General features: G+C 68.2%; 18 protein-coding genes. 11 read left to right on the plus strand and 7 right to left on the minus strand.

Annotation, left to right across the window (positions count from 1 at the left end; genetic code table 11):
- Positions 1-98: 98 nt before the first annotated feature.
- From ACYP53_RS12550 to ACYP53_RS12565, 4 genes are all read right to left on the minus strand, one after another.
- Entirely contained in the window at positions 99-530 is a 432-nt protein-coding gene (locus ACYP53_RS12550; protein ID WP_459647407.1) for a VOC family protein, read from the minus strand.
- Positions 531-670: 140 nt separating this feature from the next.
- Entirely contained in the window at positions 671-871 is a 201-nt protein-coding gene (locus ACYP53_RS12555; protein WP_459647408.1) for a DUF397 domain-containing protein, read from the minus strand.
- 61 nt (positions 872-932) lie between these two features.
- Positions 933-1133, minus strand: a complete 201-nt coding sequence (locus tag ACYP53_RS12560; protein WP_459647409.1) for a DUF397 domain-containing protein — start codon at positions 1131-1133, stop codon at positions 933-935.
- On the minus strand, positions 1126-1986 hold the full coding sequence (locus ACYP53_RS12565) for a helix-turn-helix domain-containing protein (RefSeq protein WP_189916192.1): 861 nt from the start codon (positions 1984-1986) through the stop codon (positions 1126-1128). The genes ACYP53_RS12560 and ACYP53_RS12565 overlap by 8 nt, the downstream gene beginning before the upstream one ends.
- 305 nt (positions 1987-2291) lie before the next feature.
- Between ACYP53_RS12565 and ACYP53_RS12570 the strand changes: the two genes are divergently transcribed.
- From ACYP53_RS12570 to ACYP53_RS12580, 3 genes are read left to right on the plus strand one after another with little or no spacing between them, the layout of a single operon-like run.
- On the plus strand, positions 2292-2657 hold the full coding sequence (locus tag ACYP53_RS12570; RefSeq protein ID WP_459647410.1) for an ATP-binding protein: 366 nt from the start codon (positions 2292-2294) through the stop codon (positions 2655-2657).
- Positions 2654-2905, plus strand: coding sequence for a hypothetical protein (locus ACYP53_RS12575; RefSeq protein WP_459647411.1), 252 nt, complete (start codon positions 2654-2656; stop codon positions 2903-2905). Before ACYP53_RS12570 ends, ACYP53_RS12575 begins: the two co-directional genes overlap by 4 nt.
- Positions 2893-3024 carry a hypothetical protein gene (locus tag ACYP53_RS12580; RefSeq protein ID WP_459647412.1) on the plus strand — a complete coding sequence of 44 codons (132 nt, stop codon included), beginning with the start codon at positions 2893-2895 and terminating at the stop codon, positions 3022-3024. Before ACYP53_RS12575 ends, ACYP53_RS12580 begins: the two co-directional genes overlap by 13 nt.
- A gap of 153 nt (positions 3025-3177) precedes the next feature.
- Here the strand turns inward: ACYP53_RS12580 and ACYP53_RS12585 are convergent, their stop codons facing one another.
- Positions 3178-3693 carry a DUF6879 family protein gene (locus tag ACYP53_RS12585; protein WP_459647413.1) on the minus strand — a complete coding sequence of 172 codons (516 nt, stop codon included), beginning with the start codon at positions 3691-3693 and terminating at the stop codon, positions 3178-3180.
- 440 nt (positions 3694-4133) lie between these two features.
- Here ACYP53_RS12585 and ACYP53_RS12590 point away from each other — a divergent pair, with 440 nt between their 5' ends.
- From ACYP53_RS12590 to ACYP53_RS12620, 7 genes are all read left to right on the plus strand, one after another.
- A complete protein-coding gene (locus ACYP53_RS12590) occupies positions 4134-4340 on the plus strand; it encodes a hypothetical protein (protein ID WP_459647414.1) in 207 nt (68 codons plus the stop codon).
- Positions 4324-4845: a DUF6879 family protein gene (locus tag ACYP53_RS12595; protein ID WP_459647415.1), complete on the plus strand. Its 522-nt coding sequence runs from the start codon at positions 4324-4326 to the stop codon at positions 4843-4845. The genes ACYP53_RS12590 and ACYP53_RS12595 overlap by 17 nt, the downstream gene beginning before the upstream one ends.
- Positions 4842-5660 carry a helix-turn-helix domain-containing protein gene (locus ACYP53_RS12600; RefSeq protein WP_459647416.1) on the plus strand — a complete coding sequence of 273 codons (819 nt, stop codon included), beginning with the start codon at positions 4842-4844 and terminating at the stop codon, positions 5658-5660. The genes ACYP53_RS12595 and ACYP53_RS12600 overlap by 4 nt, the downstream gene beginning before the upstream one ends.
- A gap of 110 nt (positions 5661-5770) precedes the next feature.
- Positions 5771-6109 carry a hypothetical protein gene (locus ACYP53_RS12605; RefSeq protein ID WP_459647417.1) on the plus strand — a complete coding sequence of 113 codons (339 nt, stop codon included), beginning with the start codon at positions 5771-5773 and terminating at the stop codon, positions 6107-6109.
- 1 nt (position 6110) lies between these two features.
- Positions 6111-6983 (plus strand): MvdC/MvdD family ATP grasp protein, encoded by an 873-nt coding sequence (locus ACYP53_RS12610; protein WP_459647418.1) that lies wholly within the window; start codon positions 6111-6113, stop codon positions 6981-6983.
- Positions 6984-7079: 96 nt separating this feature from the next.
- Positions 7080-8213, plus strand: a complete 1134-nt coding sequence (locus ACYP53_RS12615; protein WP_459647419.1) for a methyltransferase domain-containing protein — start codon at positions 7080-7082, stop codon at positions 8211-8213.
- 166 nt (positions 8214-8379) lie between these two features.
- Entirely contained in the window at positions 8380-8898 is a 519-nt protein-coding gene (locus tag ACYP53_RS12620) for a DUF6879 family protein (protein WP_459647973.1), read from the plus strand.
- A 133-nt stretch (positions 8899-9031) separates the two neighbouring features.
- Here ACYP53_RS12620 and ACYP53_RS12625 read toward each other — a convergent pair whose 3' ends face one another.
- Entirely contained in the window at positions 9032-11050 is a 2019-nt protein-coding gene (locus ACYP53_RS12625; RefSeq protein WP_459647420.1) for a S9 family peptidase, read from the minus strand.
- 90 nt (positions 11051-11140) lie between these two features.
- Positions 11141-12664 (minus strand): peptide MFS transporter, encoded by a 1524-nt coding sequence (locus tag ACYP53_RS12630; RefSeq protein WP_459647421.1) that lies wholly within the window; start codon positions 12662-12664, stop codon positions 11141-11143.
- A gap of 329 nt (positions 12665-12993) precedes the next feature.
- Here ACYP53_RS12630 and ACYP53_RS12635 point away from each other — a divergent pair, with 329 nt between their 5' ends.
- Positions 12994-13668: a response regulator transcription factor gene (locus ACYP53_RS12635; RefSeq protein ID WP_030290974.1), complete on the plus strand. Its 675-nt coding sequence runs from the start codon at positions 12994-12996 to the stop codon at positions 13666-13668.

Genomic DNA, 13668 nt, shown 5'->3' on the forward strand with positions numbered 1-13668 from the left:
CGTTGCCCCGTCGAGCCGGTGCTCGACGGGGCGATGTGCTGCTCAGGGGTTGGCGGTGAGGTGGTCGAACTCGCCGGCCTTGGCGCCCCGGAGGAGAATCAGGCGAGGCAGAACTCGTTGCCCTCGATGTCCTGCATCGTGATGCACGACTCGTTGACGCCGTCGGCGCGCTGCGTCAGCACGTGCTTCGCACCGAGCGCCATCAGCCGCGCGCATTCGGCCTCAAGCGTGGCCAGGCGCTCCTCACCCACGAGCCCGACGCCGGCCCGCACGTCGAGATGCACCCGGTTCTTGACGACCTTGCCCTCGGGAACCCGCTGGAACAGCAAACGCGGGGCCACACCCGAGGGATCGGTGCACGCGAAGTAGACCGCATCCTCGGGCGGCAGCGAGCGGTAGCACTCCTCCCACGTGGCAAAGCCCTCCGGGACCGCCGGCAGGACGTACCCCAGCACCTCACACCAGAAAGCGGCGAGGCGGACAGGGTCCGCGCAGTCGAAGGTCACTTGGAACTGTCTGATCGTTGACATCGGCGCACGATAACAGGGGCCCTGCTCATCTCCCCAGGTCGGGAGGCCTGCACGTGGCCGGGAGGAGGCGCCTGCTACCCACCGCCCCTCAGCCACCGGCGGCCTCTTGCGGGGCGCAAGAGGCCGCCGGAACGATTCGTTCAGGGGTTGGCGGTGAGGTGGTCGAACTCGCCGGCCTTGGCACCCCGGAGGAAGTCGGCGAACTTGGAGTGGGTGGTGCGGACGATGACATCGCCCTCGTCGGACTCGCGAAGTTCGATCGCCCCGGCAAGAGCGCGCACCTCGACGCAGTTACTGGCGGCTTCGCTGAAACTGGACTTCTGCCACGCAGAACCGGTCATGGAGCCAGGGTAGTCACCGGCGGCCTCTTGCGGGGCGCAAGAGGCCGCCGGAACGATTCGCTCAGGGGTTGGTGGTGAGGTGGTCGAACTCGCCGACCTTGGCACCCTGGAGGAAGGCGGCGAACCTGAGGCGGGTGGTCCGGACTATGACGTCCGCGTCGTCGGACTCCCGGAGTTCGACCACCTCTTCACGTGCGCGCACCTCAACGCAGTTGTTGTTCGCCTCGCTGAAACTGGACTTCTGCCACTCGGTGCTATTCATGCCTGTCGTTCATTTCCTTCATGATCGAGCGAATGTGATCCCGTGACTCGCTCTCTTGGAGCGCGACGGCCTCGATGCGCTCCAAGGTTGCGCGATAGCCCGCCAGCTGGGCGGGTGAGTCGAAGATGTGGGAGCCATGAGACGAGTCGGCCTGGACCGTGTCCAGCTCTGGTACCGGTCCCTCCGCATAGAGCAGGTTCTCACTGGGGCCGGGGAAGTTGGCTGTCGCAAAGGGCACGACTCGCAATGAGACGGCTGGGCGTTCGGAGTCCCGGATGAGGGATTCGAGCTGCTCCCTGAGCACCGTGGGCCCGCCGTACTGGATGCGCAACGCCGCTTCGTGGACGAGTGCTGTGTACGGCGTTTCGCCGGCCTGGATGATCTGCTGCCTCCGCAGCCGGAACTTCACTCGGCGATCGACCTCTCGCTCGGGGAGAGGGGTGAACCCTGTCGCGAACACCGCGGTCGCATACGAGTTCGTCTGCAGCAGTCCCGGGATGATGCCGATGGTGAAGCTCTTGAGCCGCTTCGCGCGTCCTTCGATCTCCGCGACATCGATCGGGGCGGCTGCGAGTGTCGTTCGATACTCATCCCACCAGGCCGAGTCCCGCTCCCTGGCCATGTCGGCGAGTGCTTCGACCAGAGGCGCGTTGGCGCACATGCAGGCTTCCGCGATCTCGTGCAGGCGAGCCACGCTGACGGCCGACTTTCCGATCTCCATCTGACTCACCAGTGCGGGAGTCACCCCGAGCAGCCTGGCGAGGTGGCTGCCGCCGAAGCCGGCCTGCTCTCTCATCCTTCGCAGTTCGGCGCCGAGACGTCGCTGGCGAAGGGTGGGGATTCGAAGGGCCATGGCGTCCTCTCTGCTGGTGCTGAGGCCAGTGTGCCGTGCAGGTCGCCAGCGGATCCATCTGGGAGCAGGGGGCGCGCGTTCCCCCATGGGGAGGAACCTTCTCCCATCCGGCTTTAATTAAAGAGTCGATCGGCTATCGTCATCCTCAGCTCGATCCGACGGATCGTCAGTAATGCCTGCATTCAGGGCAGTAGGCGCCTGCTGCCCTCGCGCGCCGCAGAGCAGCCATGCCCCGGCCTGGCTCACGGCGACGACCGTCATCCCTCCCTCTTCTCTCCCCACACCACAGCCTCACGGAGGTTCCCGTGTGCATCCGTAACACCCCCTCGCTCACCCTCTCCCGGCAGGCTCTCCGGGACGCCATGACCCGCAGCGGCGGCTGGGACGCCGAGGTCATCTTCAACGCCGAACTCGCCCTGATGGAGCTCATCTCCAACGCGTGGCGCCACGCCGACACCCCCGCGCCCGTCGTCTGGTTCTCCATCCTCGGCCCGACCCTCCGGGTCACCGTCTCCGATGAGAGCGACGCCCTTCCGCAGCCGCGAAGGCCCTCCGACCTCGCCGAGCACGGACGGGGCCTCCAACTCGTGGCGGGCCTCACCCACCGCTGGGGCGTCGACCCCCAGAAGCGCGGCAAGACCACCTGGTACGAGCTGGACTCCCTCGCGTGACCCGCGACCCCATCGCGCCGGACGACCCCAGGACGCGCGACTACACCGAACCCCAGATCACCACGCTTCTCGGCGAGTTGCACCGGCGCGGCCTGCCGCACGGGCTCCTCTGGGGCTCCGCCGCGGCCGGCGAGACCACCCTCGACGGCCGCATCCTGGTCGACTTCGGCAACGCGCCGGTGAGCACTCTGCTCAACCTCCTCCACCTGCTCCGCGACCTGGAGCGGGACGAGTCGTGGCACCGGTGAGGTTCTTCGTCGGCGCGGTCCTGGTCGCCCTCCTCGCCCTCGCGATCGCCACCGTGGCCCTCGGCGCCATCGCGACCCTCAAGATGCCCCGCCCCGAAGACCGCGACGAGCAGCGCTGAACCATGCGAAGGCCCTCGCCCACCCCGGGCGAGGGCCTCGCGGGCGCCCTCTGTCAGCCGAGACACGGGATCGCCCTGGATCCGCCCATCGGGATCCGTCGCGACAGCGGACGCCGCCACGACCAGCCGGTTCGGCTATGGATCTGGCATTCGTCAGATCTCGTACCGGTGATGCGGGATCGCTCGCTCCCAGACTGCTTCGAACGCAGTGGAGCACAGTTCCACGGTCTTCGGATCTGCCGTGATCTCGTCCTCGACTACTGCGCCGGTGCCGGAGAAGTGGTGAACCCGGAGCAGGGCACCATCGAACAGCCAGAAGTCGTTCCCCGGCAGTGGGATGCTCGTGGCGTGTCGCCGTGGTAGCCAGCGGACTTGCTCGCCCGCCGTGACGTTGGCGCGGGTGACGTAGTGCTCCCATCGGATGTACTCGGACACGGGCTCGGAGACGACCCGAGCTCGACGGATGACCACACCCCGAGCCACCGCGTCCGTGATCAACTGGTCATAGGGGTGCCACCAGGACTGCCGGTCCTCCCAGTCGATCCGCTCGCCGTGCTGCCATGCCTGGAAGCGTTCTGTCGGGGCGTAGGAGTCGCGCAGCTCCAGATGGACGGCTGACCGCTCGCACTGCTCAAGCAGTTCCGCGAAGTTGGGCACGCTCGATAGCATCACATGCCTCCCTGAAGATGGGCATCATCCGGAACACCCAGTCGTGGACGTCCGCCGACATCATCGTCTGCACGGCCGACTCCAAGTCCGTCGCGATCCTTCAGCGCGCAAAGGCAGGCTAGTTCGACCACTTCATCGCCGACGCCTGAGCACATCGTTCCGTCACTTCGTCCCGTCGAGCCAGGCCGGCGTCACTCACCGCAGCTGATCACCGGCGATGCGCCAACCGCGTTTGAGGAGCAAAGAGCTGCCCGGGTCACGTAGTTCCCGGGAGTGCGGGCCGACCGTCCGATGTCCTTCGGGGATCGGCCAGGGTTCGATCACCCGATTCGGTGACCTTAGAGCGGTTTCCCGTTCTCTCAACTGCCGAGCCTTGACCCTGTAGTCACGGCCTCGGGAGTATCGAACGAGACGCCAGCCGTAGAGGAGGGAGCTCAATCATGAAGCTGACACGCCTTGCTGGAGAGTGTGAGAAGGGCACTTGCCCGGCTGTGTATGCCGTGGACGGCACGGAAGACCTCATCATCCAGGGATACGTCGTGGCCGACCCGGCAGCACTGGCGACGATCGGGCTTCCCGCCGGGGAGACCGCGGTTCGCATTCCGGCTGCGCTGATTCGGAGGGTGCCCGATGAGTATCTCGGGTGAAGACTTCGAGAACCTGTTCTCGACGTTCCGGCGAGAGGCGTTCAGGCTCGAAACGCTGGATGACTACAGCGGATCGTCGGATCCGGAGTACCTCCGGTCGTTCCTCGACGGCGAACCGCGGCCGGCCGACTACAACCAGGACTGGGCCGACGAGGTCCGGGCGAACACCCGCGGCGGCAAGCGCATGTACCGGGTCCACATCGTTGCCCGACCGCTGACTCCGTACCTCCGGTACGAACTTGGCTGGGGGTACACCAAGAACCTGACCGCCGGTGAGGAGTTCTTCATCCTCGACACCACCGAGCAGCCCAACCCGCTCGAAGGCGTTCCCGACTTCTGGGCCTTCGACGAGTCGACGGTCGTCACCATGCGCTACGACGATGGTGGCACCTTCCTCGGTGCCGACCGGGAGCCGACCGCCGAGAAGTGGCTCAAGTACCGCGACACCGCTCTGAGGCACGCGGTGCCGTTCGCCGACTGGTGGGAGCGGTACGGAAACGCGTGAGAGGCATAGATCTCGGTAGAGCACTGCGGGAACTGCGGCTGGCCGGTGGGAAGGAGGCCAAAGCGGTCGCCCGCAGTGCTGCTATGTCTCCGAGCAAACTGAGCAAGATCGAGAACGGCCGGCTCGCGCCCAGCGTTATCGATGTGGAGCGCATCCTCACGGCCTTGGAAGTCTCGGAGGAGGTCAAAGCCCGACTTGCCGAGGCCGCCCGCGCCATCGCGACGGAGGCCACGGCATGGCGAATCTATCGCCGGGCCGGCTTGCACAAGCACCAGGAGGAGATCAGGGCGATAGAGGCCCAAACGCAGCTTCTTCGCGTCTTCCAGCCCTCCTGCATCCCCGGCCTGCTGCAATCTCCGGAGTACATCAGGGCCGTACAGCAGCACTCCGAAATCACCCCCGAGGTTCTGGAGAAGATGATCGGCGCCCGATTGCGTCGCCAGGAGATCCTCTTCGACCGGGCCAGGGCATTCCATTTCCTGATCACCGAGTCCGTGCTGCGGTGGGAGATCCTCCCGCCGTCCATGATGGCCGCACAGCTGGACAAGCTCGTGACCATGTCCAGACTGCCCAACATCATCGTCGGCGTGGTGCCCCAGGGGGATCCGAAAACACATCTTCCGACCTGCTCGTTCGTGATGTTCGACTCGCGCTTGGTCGTCGTGGAAATTCCACACGCGGAAATCACGACAAGCGAGCCGAAGGATGTGGATCAGTACGCTGCCAAGTTCCAGGCGTTCGAGCTGGCAGCTATAACGGGCCGCGAGATGCGGAGCATGGTCGAAGGCATCCGGGACGACTTCCTGCGGCAGTAGGAACCTTGGTGAATTGTTGAGCGAACAGGAAATTCCTTCCGGATGTCCCTGAATTGCGTCTATGTTGGCGCCTGCCCGGTAAACGGGAGCGCGACAACACGGAGGTACTCATGCCCACCACCGTTCTGATCCGACCGCAAGGCGTCCCGGTTTTCGACCGGGCGGAGTCCCGATTGCCGATGGGGGCGGCCGGGGCGACCGCCCTGGCCGAACTGGACGGCGAGAGTGGCCCGGAGAGCCCGTTCGCCTTCCGGTTCCTGGTGCCGGTCACCGGGGCCGGGGGAATCCTGCCCTCCGACATCGGCTACGACGACGAGACGCAGACCTGCACCTACGAGGGACTCCCCCCGGGCGTCTACATGACCAGCACCCCGCCCAAGACGTACGGCCCCACGCAGCCAACTGGGCAGATGGACGCGCCGGACGACCCCGGAAGCAGCAACGACTGAGATGCCGAAGGCCGATTCCGTCCTCGTGCTCACGGGGACGTTCGATCCCACCGCCGATCTCGTGATCGAGGAACTGAACCGGCGCGGAACCCCCGTCTTCCGGACGGACACGGCGTGGTTCCCGTCGAGGCTGGCCCTGGCGGCCAGCCTCGACGGGGCTGCCGGCTGGGGCGGGACGCTGACCACGGCACGGCGCACGCTCGACCTCTCGGCCGTGCGCGCGGTCTACTACCGACGGCCGACCGCACCGGCGTTCCCGGAGGCGATGTCCGTTGAGGCACGCAATGTGGCTGCCGCCGAGGCGCGGCGCGGGTTCGGAGGCCTGTTGTCGGCGTTGCCCTGCCGCTGGCTGCCACCACCCGGCCGCGCGGCCGACGCGGAGTACAAGCCGCTGCAGCTCCGAGCGGCGGTCGAGGCCGGGCTGCGAGTCCCCCGGACGCTGATCACCAACGACCCGGAATCCGCCAGGGAGTTCGCGTCTCACATCGGAACTCCAGTGGTGTACAAGCCCTTCACGCCGATTCGCGGGACGCTCGACGGCCGATCGGTCGCCGTCTACGCGAGCGTGTTGGCAGCCGACGACATCGGCGATCCGTCGATCGCCACCACGGCACACCTGTTCCAGGAGTGGGTGCCCAAGGCCCACGAGGTGCGGCTCACCGCCGTCGGCCGGCAGCTGTTCGCGGCCGAGATCCACGCCGACTCCGATGCGGCAAGGGTTGATTGGCGGAGCGACTACGACAGCCTGAGCTACCGGCTCTGCGAGACGCCGCCGGCCGTGGCGAACGGCATTCATCGCATGCTCGACCGACTCGGGCTCCCCTACGGTGCGTTCGACTTCGTCGTCTCGCCCGGGCGACTGGACGTTCCTTGAGGTGAATCCCAACGGGCAGTACGGGTTCATCGAGCAGGCCACCGGTCTGCCCATCACCGCCGCCATCTGTGACTACTTGGAAGGGACCGACCGGGCATGACGACCGTCCACTACGACGAAGCGCAACTCCTGCGGGCGCGCATCGGGCTGGCCTCGGAGATCGAGCGGGGGAGCGCGGTGCTGTCCTCGCGGGTGGTCGAGGCGTTCCTGAACGTGCCCCGTCATCCGTTCGTTCCCGCGTTCTACCGGGAGGACGGCGGCCTCCACCGGCCGTGGCGGGCCGAGGATTCGGCGGGCGGAGCGTGGCTTCGGGAGGTCTACGCGAACCAGGTGCTCGTCACCGAGGTCGACGGCGTACACGCGGATGGCGCGGGTCCGGAGGAACGGCACGGGGTGGCGACCTCCTCGTCCACGCTTCCGAGCCTGATGGCCGACATGCTCGACGCGCTGGATGTCCGGCCGGGGAACCGGGTGCTGGAGATCGGGACCGGGACGGGCTACAACGCCGCGCTGCTCTGCCACCTGGCCGGAGCGCCGAACGTGACCACGATCGACTGTACAGAGCAGCTGGTGGCCGCCGCCCGCGCCCGGCTGCACGAGGTCGGCTTCGAGCCCGTCGTCGTCCGGGCCGATGGGGCGGACGGTCACCCGGGCGGCACACCGTACGACCGGATCATCGCGACCTGTGGAGTCCGCCGCCTCCCCCAGGCCTGGCTCGACCAGTGCGTCCCCGGCGGCCTCATCGTCGCCCCGGTCGGCGGCGCGGTGGCCAGGCTGGCCAAGTTGCCGGACGGCCGCGCGGCCGGGCGCTTCCTCCACCGGCCAGCCGCTTTCATGCCGCTGCGCTCGGGGGAGGACATCTGTCCGGAGTTTCCGGAACGGCAGGCGGGTGATCGGCTCACCAGGATCAGCGCCCGGGAGCTGGACGATCCCGGATTCTCCTTCTGGGCGGGTCTCCATCTCGCGCCCACCGTCATCCGGCACAGCCGTACGCTCCACGACCTCGCGGACGGGTCCGTCGCCCGTGTGCTGGACCACCCCGACGGTTCGTCCACCGTTGCCCTCGGCGGTCCCCGCGACCTCTGGCAAGTCGTTGAGGCCGCGCACCGGCACTGGCTCGACGAGAACCGGCCGCGCCGCGAGTGGTTCACGGTCGAAGCCGGGCCGGAAGGAGGCCAGTTCGTGGGCTACACGGCTCCGGACGGCACGTCTCGCCACTGGAATCTCTGACCTATGCGGCGGCCCCTTGCTCCTCGGGCGCTCTTGGCGAGGGTGAACGGGCGCCAGGAGGATGGGTCAATTCCCGGTCACAGTACGAATGTTCTTGATCTAGCGACGATCACCCGGCTTCCGGCTGCGATGCTGGAGTGCATCCCGCGACCGGAGGTCGGAAATGATGAAGTACCTCGTACGTGAGGGCTTGGCTGGGGCGCACCGCTCCGCCGTGCATCTGGAGATGCGTGACAGCTACACGCCGGATGATCCGGAGTTCGCTCGCTGGCGTGTCGGCCATCGGTACGACAATGATCCGGCCAAGCTGCCTGACTGGTGGGGCTCTTGGGCTGACCTGGTAGCCGACACAACCGGGCGTGGCGTGGTCATGCGACGGGCCCGGATCGTCTCGGAGCCGGTAACGGACTACATCCGGTACGAGCATGACCTCACATTCGCCAACGTCGCAGCGGGTGAGCTGGTCCGCTGGTTGCCCCGACGGGGGGCTGCCGACATCGCGCTGCCGGGAACGGACCTGTGGATGTTCGACAGGTCCGCCGTGCTGTTCACGTACTTTTCCGGCGTCGGGGAGGTCGTGGACAGGGAGTGGCGGACGGATCAGGCCGTTGTGGATCTGGTCAGCTCTGCCTTTGAGGCCGTGTGGGAGCGGGCTACGCCGCACGACGACTACAAGCTGACCTGACCCATCTCCAAGGTGTCTCGGATCTCCACCGCCAGGACTTCCGTGCCCGCTGCGGCGGCCCTGACCACAGACAGGCCGGCCCGGTTGCCTGGCGCAGGAAGTCGGCCGGGCCGACTTCCTGCGCGTTCAGGTTCTACCTGGGCAACGACCGGCGCAGGAAGTCCAGTTCGTGTAGGAGGAGGTTCTCGACCACCGCTTCATCCGTCGGGCGGTGGCCGGCGTCGCGTAGCGGCAGGACCTCGTGGGGGCGGCCGGCGGCGAGCAGGGCGGCTGAGAGGCGCACGGTGTGGATGGGGAAGACGTTGTCATCTGCCAAGCCCTGGATCAGCAGGAGGTGGCGGGTCAGCTTCGGCGCCTCATTGACGAGGTCGCAGGAGTCGTAGTGCTCGGGGTGCTCGTCCGGGTGGCCGAGGAAGCGTTCCTGCCAGTGGGTGTCGTAGAGCCGGTGGTCGGTCGGGGCGGCGCCGGCCGAGGCGGCGTGGAATATATCCGGGCGCCGGAGCACCGCGAGCGCCGCGAGGAACCCGCCGTAGGACCAGCCGCGGATTCCGACCCGCTCGAGGTCGAGCAGCCCCGGCCGCAGCAGGGCGGTCTCCCGCAGGCCCTCGATCTGGTCCTCCAGGGCCGGCCCGGCCTTGTCGCCCCAGATGGTCTTCTCCCAGCGCGGCCCGCGCCCCGGGGTGCCGCGGCCGTCCACCACCAGGACCGCGAAGCCCTGGTCGGCGAACCACTGGGACACCTGCTCGTACCAGGCACCGCCGGTGGTGACCTTCTGCATGGCCGGCCCCGCGTACGGGTCGAGCAGCACGGGCAGTGGGCTGTCGTCCGGACGGTGGCCGGTGGGCAGGAAGAGATGGGCGCGCAGCTCGCGCGGGCCGAGGTGGAGCAGTTCGGGCCGGGCGGCGAGGACGGGCGGCTCGGCGTAGGAGGTGAGCGGGAGCGGCGGACGGCCTTGGCGGAGGACGGTGGTGCGGGAGCCGGTGGTGAGCACCAGGGTGCCGCCTTGCTCGGCGCCGCTGTGTACGCCGGGTCCGTCGCTCAGCTGCCGGACGCCGGTGCCCGGTTCGTACGTCCAGAGGTGGGTCTCGGTGGGCTCGTCGGAGGCGGTGAACAGCACCCGCTCGCCGTCCGTCCCGATGACGGCCCGCAGTTGCAGCCCCGCCGGGGTGACCGGCTTGCCGTCGACGGTCAGGTGCCGGGTGTCGCCGCGATCGGCGGTGTCGACCAGCGCGCCGCCCGCCGTCCGGACCGGCACCCCGGGGAGCAGTTCCACCCAGTGCGGGTCGGACCGTTCGGCGAGTACGCGGGTGGCGCCGTCCGCCCCGATCGCCAACGTCCGTACGGTCCGCTGGTCGCGGCTCTGCACGGCGGCGTACGGGCCGTGGTCGTCCCAGCCGGCGGCGGTGACGTACTCGAAGGCGGCGCGGTCCCAGCGGACCTCCGTGCGGCCGTCGTATGAGTTGCCGTCGAGGCCGAGCAGCCAGAGCGTGATGTCGGCGTTGGCGGTGCCGGCCAGCGGGTAGCGGATGGCGCGCGGGGGCTGCTGCGGGTCGGTGGGGTCGGCGAGGAACCAGCGGGTGACCGGGCGGTTGTCGACCCGGGCGACGAGCAGGGCGCGGCCGTCGGGGGACCACCAGTGGCCGCGGTCGCGGTACATCTCCGCCGCGGCGACGTACTCGGCGAGGCCGTATGAGACGTCATCGGCCTCGGGCTCGGCGAGCGCCCGGTCGCCCGTACCGTCCGCGCCGACCACCCGCAGCGCTCCGCCGCTGACGTAGGCGATCCGGCGGCCGGTCGGGTCGAGCCTCGGGTCCGCCGCCGGGCCGCCGGAGGGGACCGCCCGCACCGAGCCCGTACGGGTGTCGGCCAGCCACAGCGCGCCGTCCAGCGCGAAGGCGGCCCATGAGCCCGAGGCGTCGGTGCTGTACGAGGCGATGCCACCGGAGGAGCCCAGGGCGGCCGGGTCGGCGACCAGCCGCTCCTCGCCGGTGGCGGTGTCCAGCGCCCAGAGGCAGCTGAGCGGGTCGGTGCTGCCGCGGCTGCGCAGGAAGAGCACGGTGGCGCCGTCGGCGGAGGGTTCCGGCCGAACAGGCACGCCGAGGGTGAACCGGCGGGTGCGGGCGAGCCGGCGCGGGAAGGAGTCGGTCGTCATGTCGGGCACGGTAGGCAGAAAACGGCCGGGGCCGCCGTGGATCTCAGGAATCCACGGCGGCCCCGGAGTCGTGACCCGGTCGTCGGTGCGTCAGTGCACGTCGCCCATGAGGGCCTGGACCTTCTTGCGGTAGGTGTAGACCGCGAAGCCCGCGAGGGCCGCGAGGGCCGCCTGGGCCGCGATGATCCCGATGCCGTCGAGGCTGATGCCGGCCAGCGAGAGGAGGCTGGTGGTGCAGTCACCGGCGGTGACGGCGAGGAACCAGACGCCCATCATCTGGGAGGCGTACTTCTGCGGCGCCATCTTGGTGGTGACCGAGAGGCCGACCGGGGAGACGCACAGCTCGCCGATGGTCTGGATCATGTAGATCGAGACCAGCCACATCGGGGAGACCTTGCCGCCGTCGCCCGCCATGTTCATCGGGACGACGAAGACGAAGAACGAGGCGCCGATCAGGACGAGGCCCATCGCGAACTTCGTGATGGTGTTGGGCTCCTTGTTGCGGCGGGACAGCCACAGCCACAGGAAGGCGAACACCGGCGCGAGCGCCATCACGAACAGCGGGTTCAGCGACTGGTACCAGGTGGCCGAGAAGCCGAAGCCGAACACGGAGTCCGCGGTGTTCTTGTCCGCGAACAGCGAGAGGGTCGAGCCGCCCTGGTCGTAGATCATCCAGAAGATGGCGGCCGCGGCGAAGAACCAGATGTACGCGGACATCTTGGACTGCTCGCCGGCGCTCAGATCCTTGTCGCGCTTGATCCGGACCAGTACGGCGACCGGGATCAGCAGACCGGCCAGGGTCAGCGGGACGAGGGCCCAGTTCAGGGTGTAGACGCCCATCGCGACGATGGCGACGTAGAAGACGGTGGCGGCGGCGAACACCGCGCCGGCCTTCACCAGCAGGCTCTTGCGCTCCGCGGGCTGCAGCGGGTTGGGGACCAGGCTGCTCTTGGGGCTCAGGTGGCGGGTGCCCAGCAGGAACTGGATCAGACCCAGGCCCATGCCGACCGCGGCCAGGCCGAAGCCCAGGTGCCAGTTGTGCTCCTTGCCGATCGTCCCGATGACGAACGGCGCGACGAAGGCACCGAGGTTGATGCTCATGTAGAAGACGGTGAAGCCACCGTCGCGGCGCGGGTCCTCGGGGCCGTTGTACAGGTGGCCGACCATCGTGGAGATGTTGGCCTTCAGCAGCCCGGAGCCGAGCGCGACCAGGAGCAGGCCGAGGAAGAACGCCGCCTGACCCGGGACGGCCAGCGCGATGTGGCCGCCCATGATCACGAAGCCGGCGATCGCGACCGTCTTGCGGGCGCCCCAGACCCGGTCGCCGAACCAGCCTCCGGGGTAGGCCATGAGGTAGACCATCGAGACGTAGACGGAGTAGATCGCCGTCGCCGTCGCCGCCGTCATGGCGAGGCCGCCGCCCTGGCTGCCGGTGGCCGCATCCGCGCCGCCGGAGACCAGGTAGTAGATGAGCAGGGCACGCATGCCGTAGTAGGAGAAGCGCTCCCACATCTCGGTCATGAACAGCGTGGCGAGACCTCGGGGGTGGCCGAGGAAGGTCTTGCCGCTGGGAGGGGCCGACGCGAGGCCGGCGTCCCGGGTGGTAGACGCCATGTGTAGTGGTTCCTTGCCTGACAGCGTCCGCCTAGGGGGGTGGCGGCGGACGTGGACGAAACCACTCTACGTGGCGATATTTGGCTCTATCAGCTGACAAAAGTCATGAATCAGGTATCCGAATGGCAAAGAGATACACAGATCTTCCCAGTTGATCCATGGTAAACGAGGTCTTCTTCCTTCGGATTCAAGATCCGGGAGGGTTTTCTTCGCTGAACCGGCGGTCCGCAACGCCCCGTTGGGCCCAGTTGGATGCTTGTATAACGATCACGCTCTGTGAACTACCTCACAGGGCGTACGGGCATACCCCGGCGGACTACCATCACCACATGACCTGTGTGCTGCTTGCCGAGGACGATCCGGCGATCTCCGAACCGCTCGCCCGGGCCCTGCGACGCGAGGGCTATGAGGTACTCGTCCGCGAGGACGGTCCGACCGCGCTCGCCGCCGGCCTCACGGAGGAGGTCGACCTCGTCGTCCTGGACCTCGGCCTGCCCGAGATGGACGGCCTGGAGGTCTGCCGCCGACTGCGCGCCGACGGCAAGAGCTGCCCCGTCCTGGTGCTCACCGCCCGCGCCGACGAGGTGGACACCGTGGTCGGCCTGGACGCCGGTGCCGACGACTACGTCACCAAGCCCTTCCGCCTGGCCGAACTGCTCGCCCGGGTCCGGGCCCTGCTCCGGCGCGGCAACGTCGACCAGCTCACCACCGGCGCGCACGGGGTGAAGATCGACATCGAGTCCCACCGCGCCTGGCTCGGCGAGGAGGAGCTCACCCTCTCCGCCAAGGAGTTCGAGCTGCTGCGCGTGCTCGTCCGGGACGCCGGCCGGGTGGTGACCCGCGAGGAGATCATGCGCCAGGTCTGGGACACCACCTGGTGGACCTCCACCAAGACCCTGGACATGCACATCTCCTGGCTCCGCAAGAAGCTCGGCGACGACGCGGCCAACCCGCGCTACATCGCCACCGTGCGCGGCGTCGGCTTCCGGTTCGAGAAGAACTAG

Source organism: Kitasatospora sp. Ki12 (genome assembly GCF_054601375.1).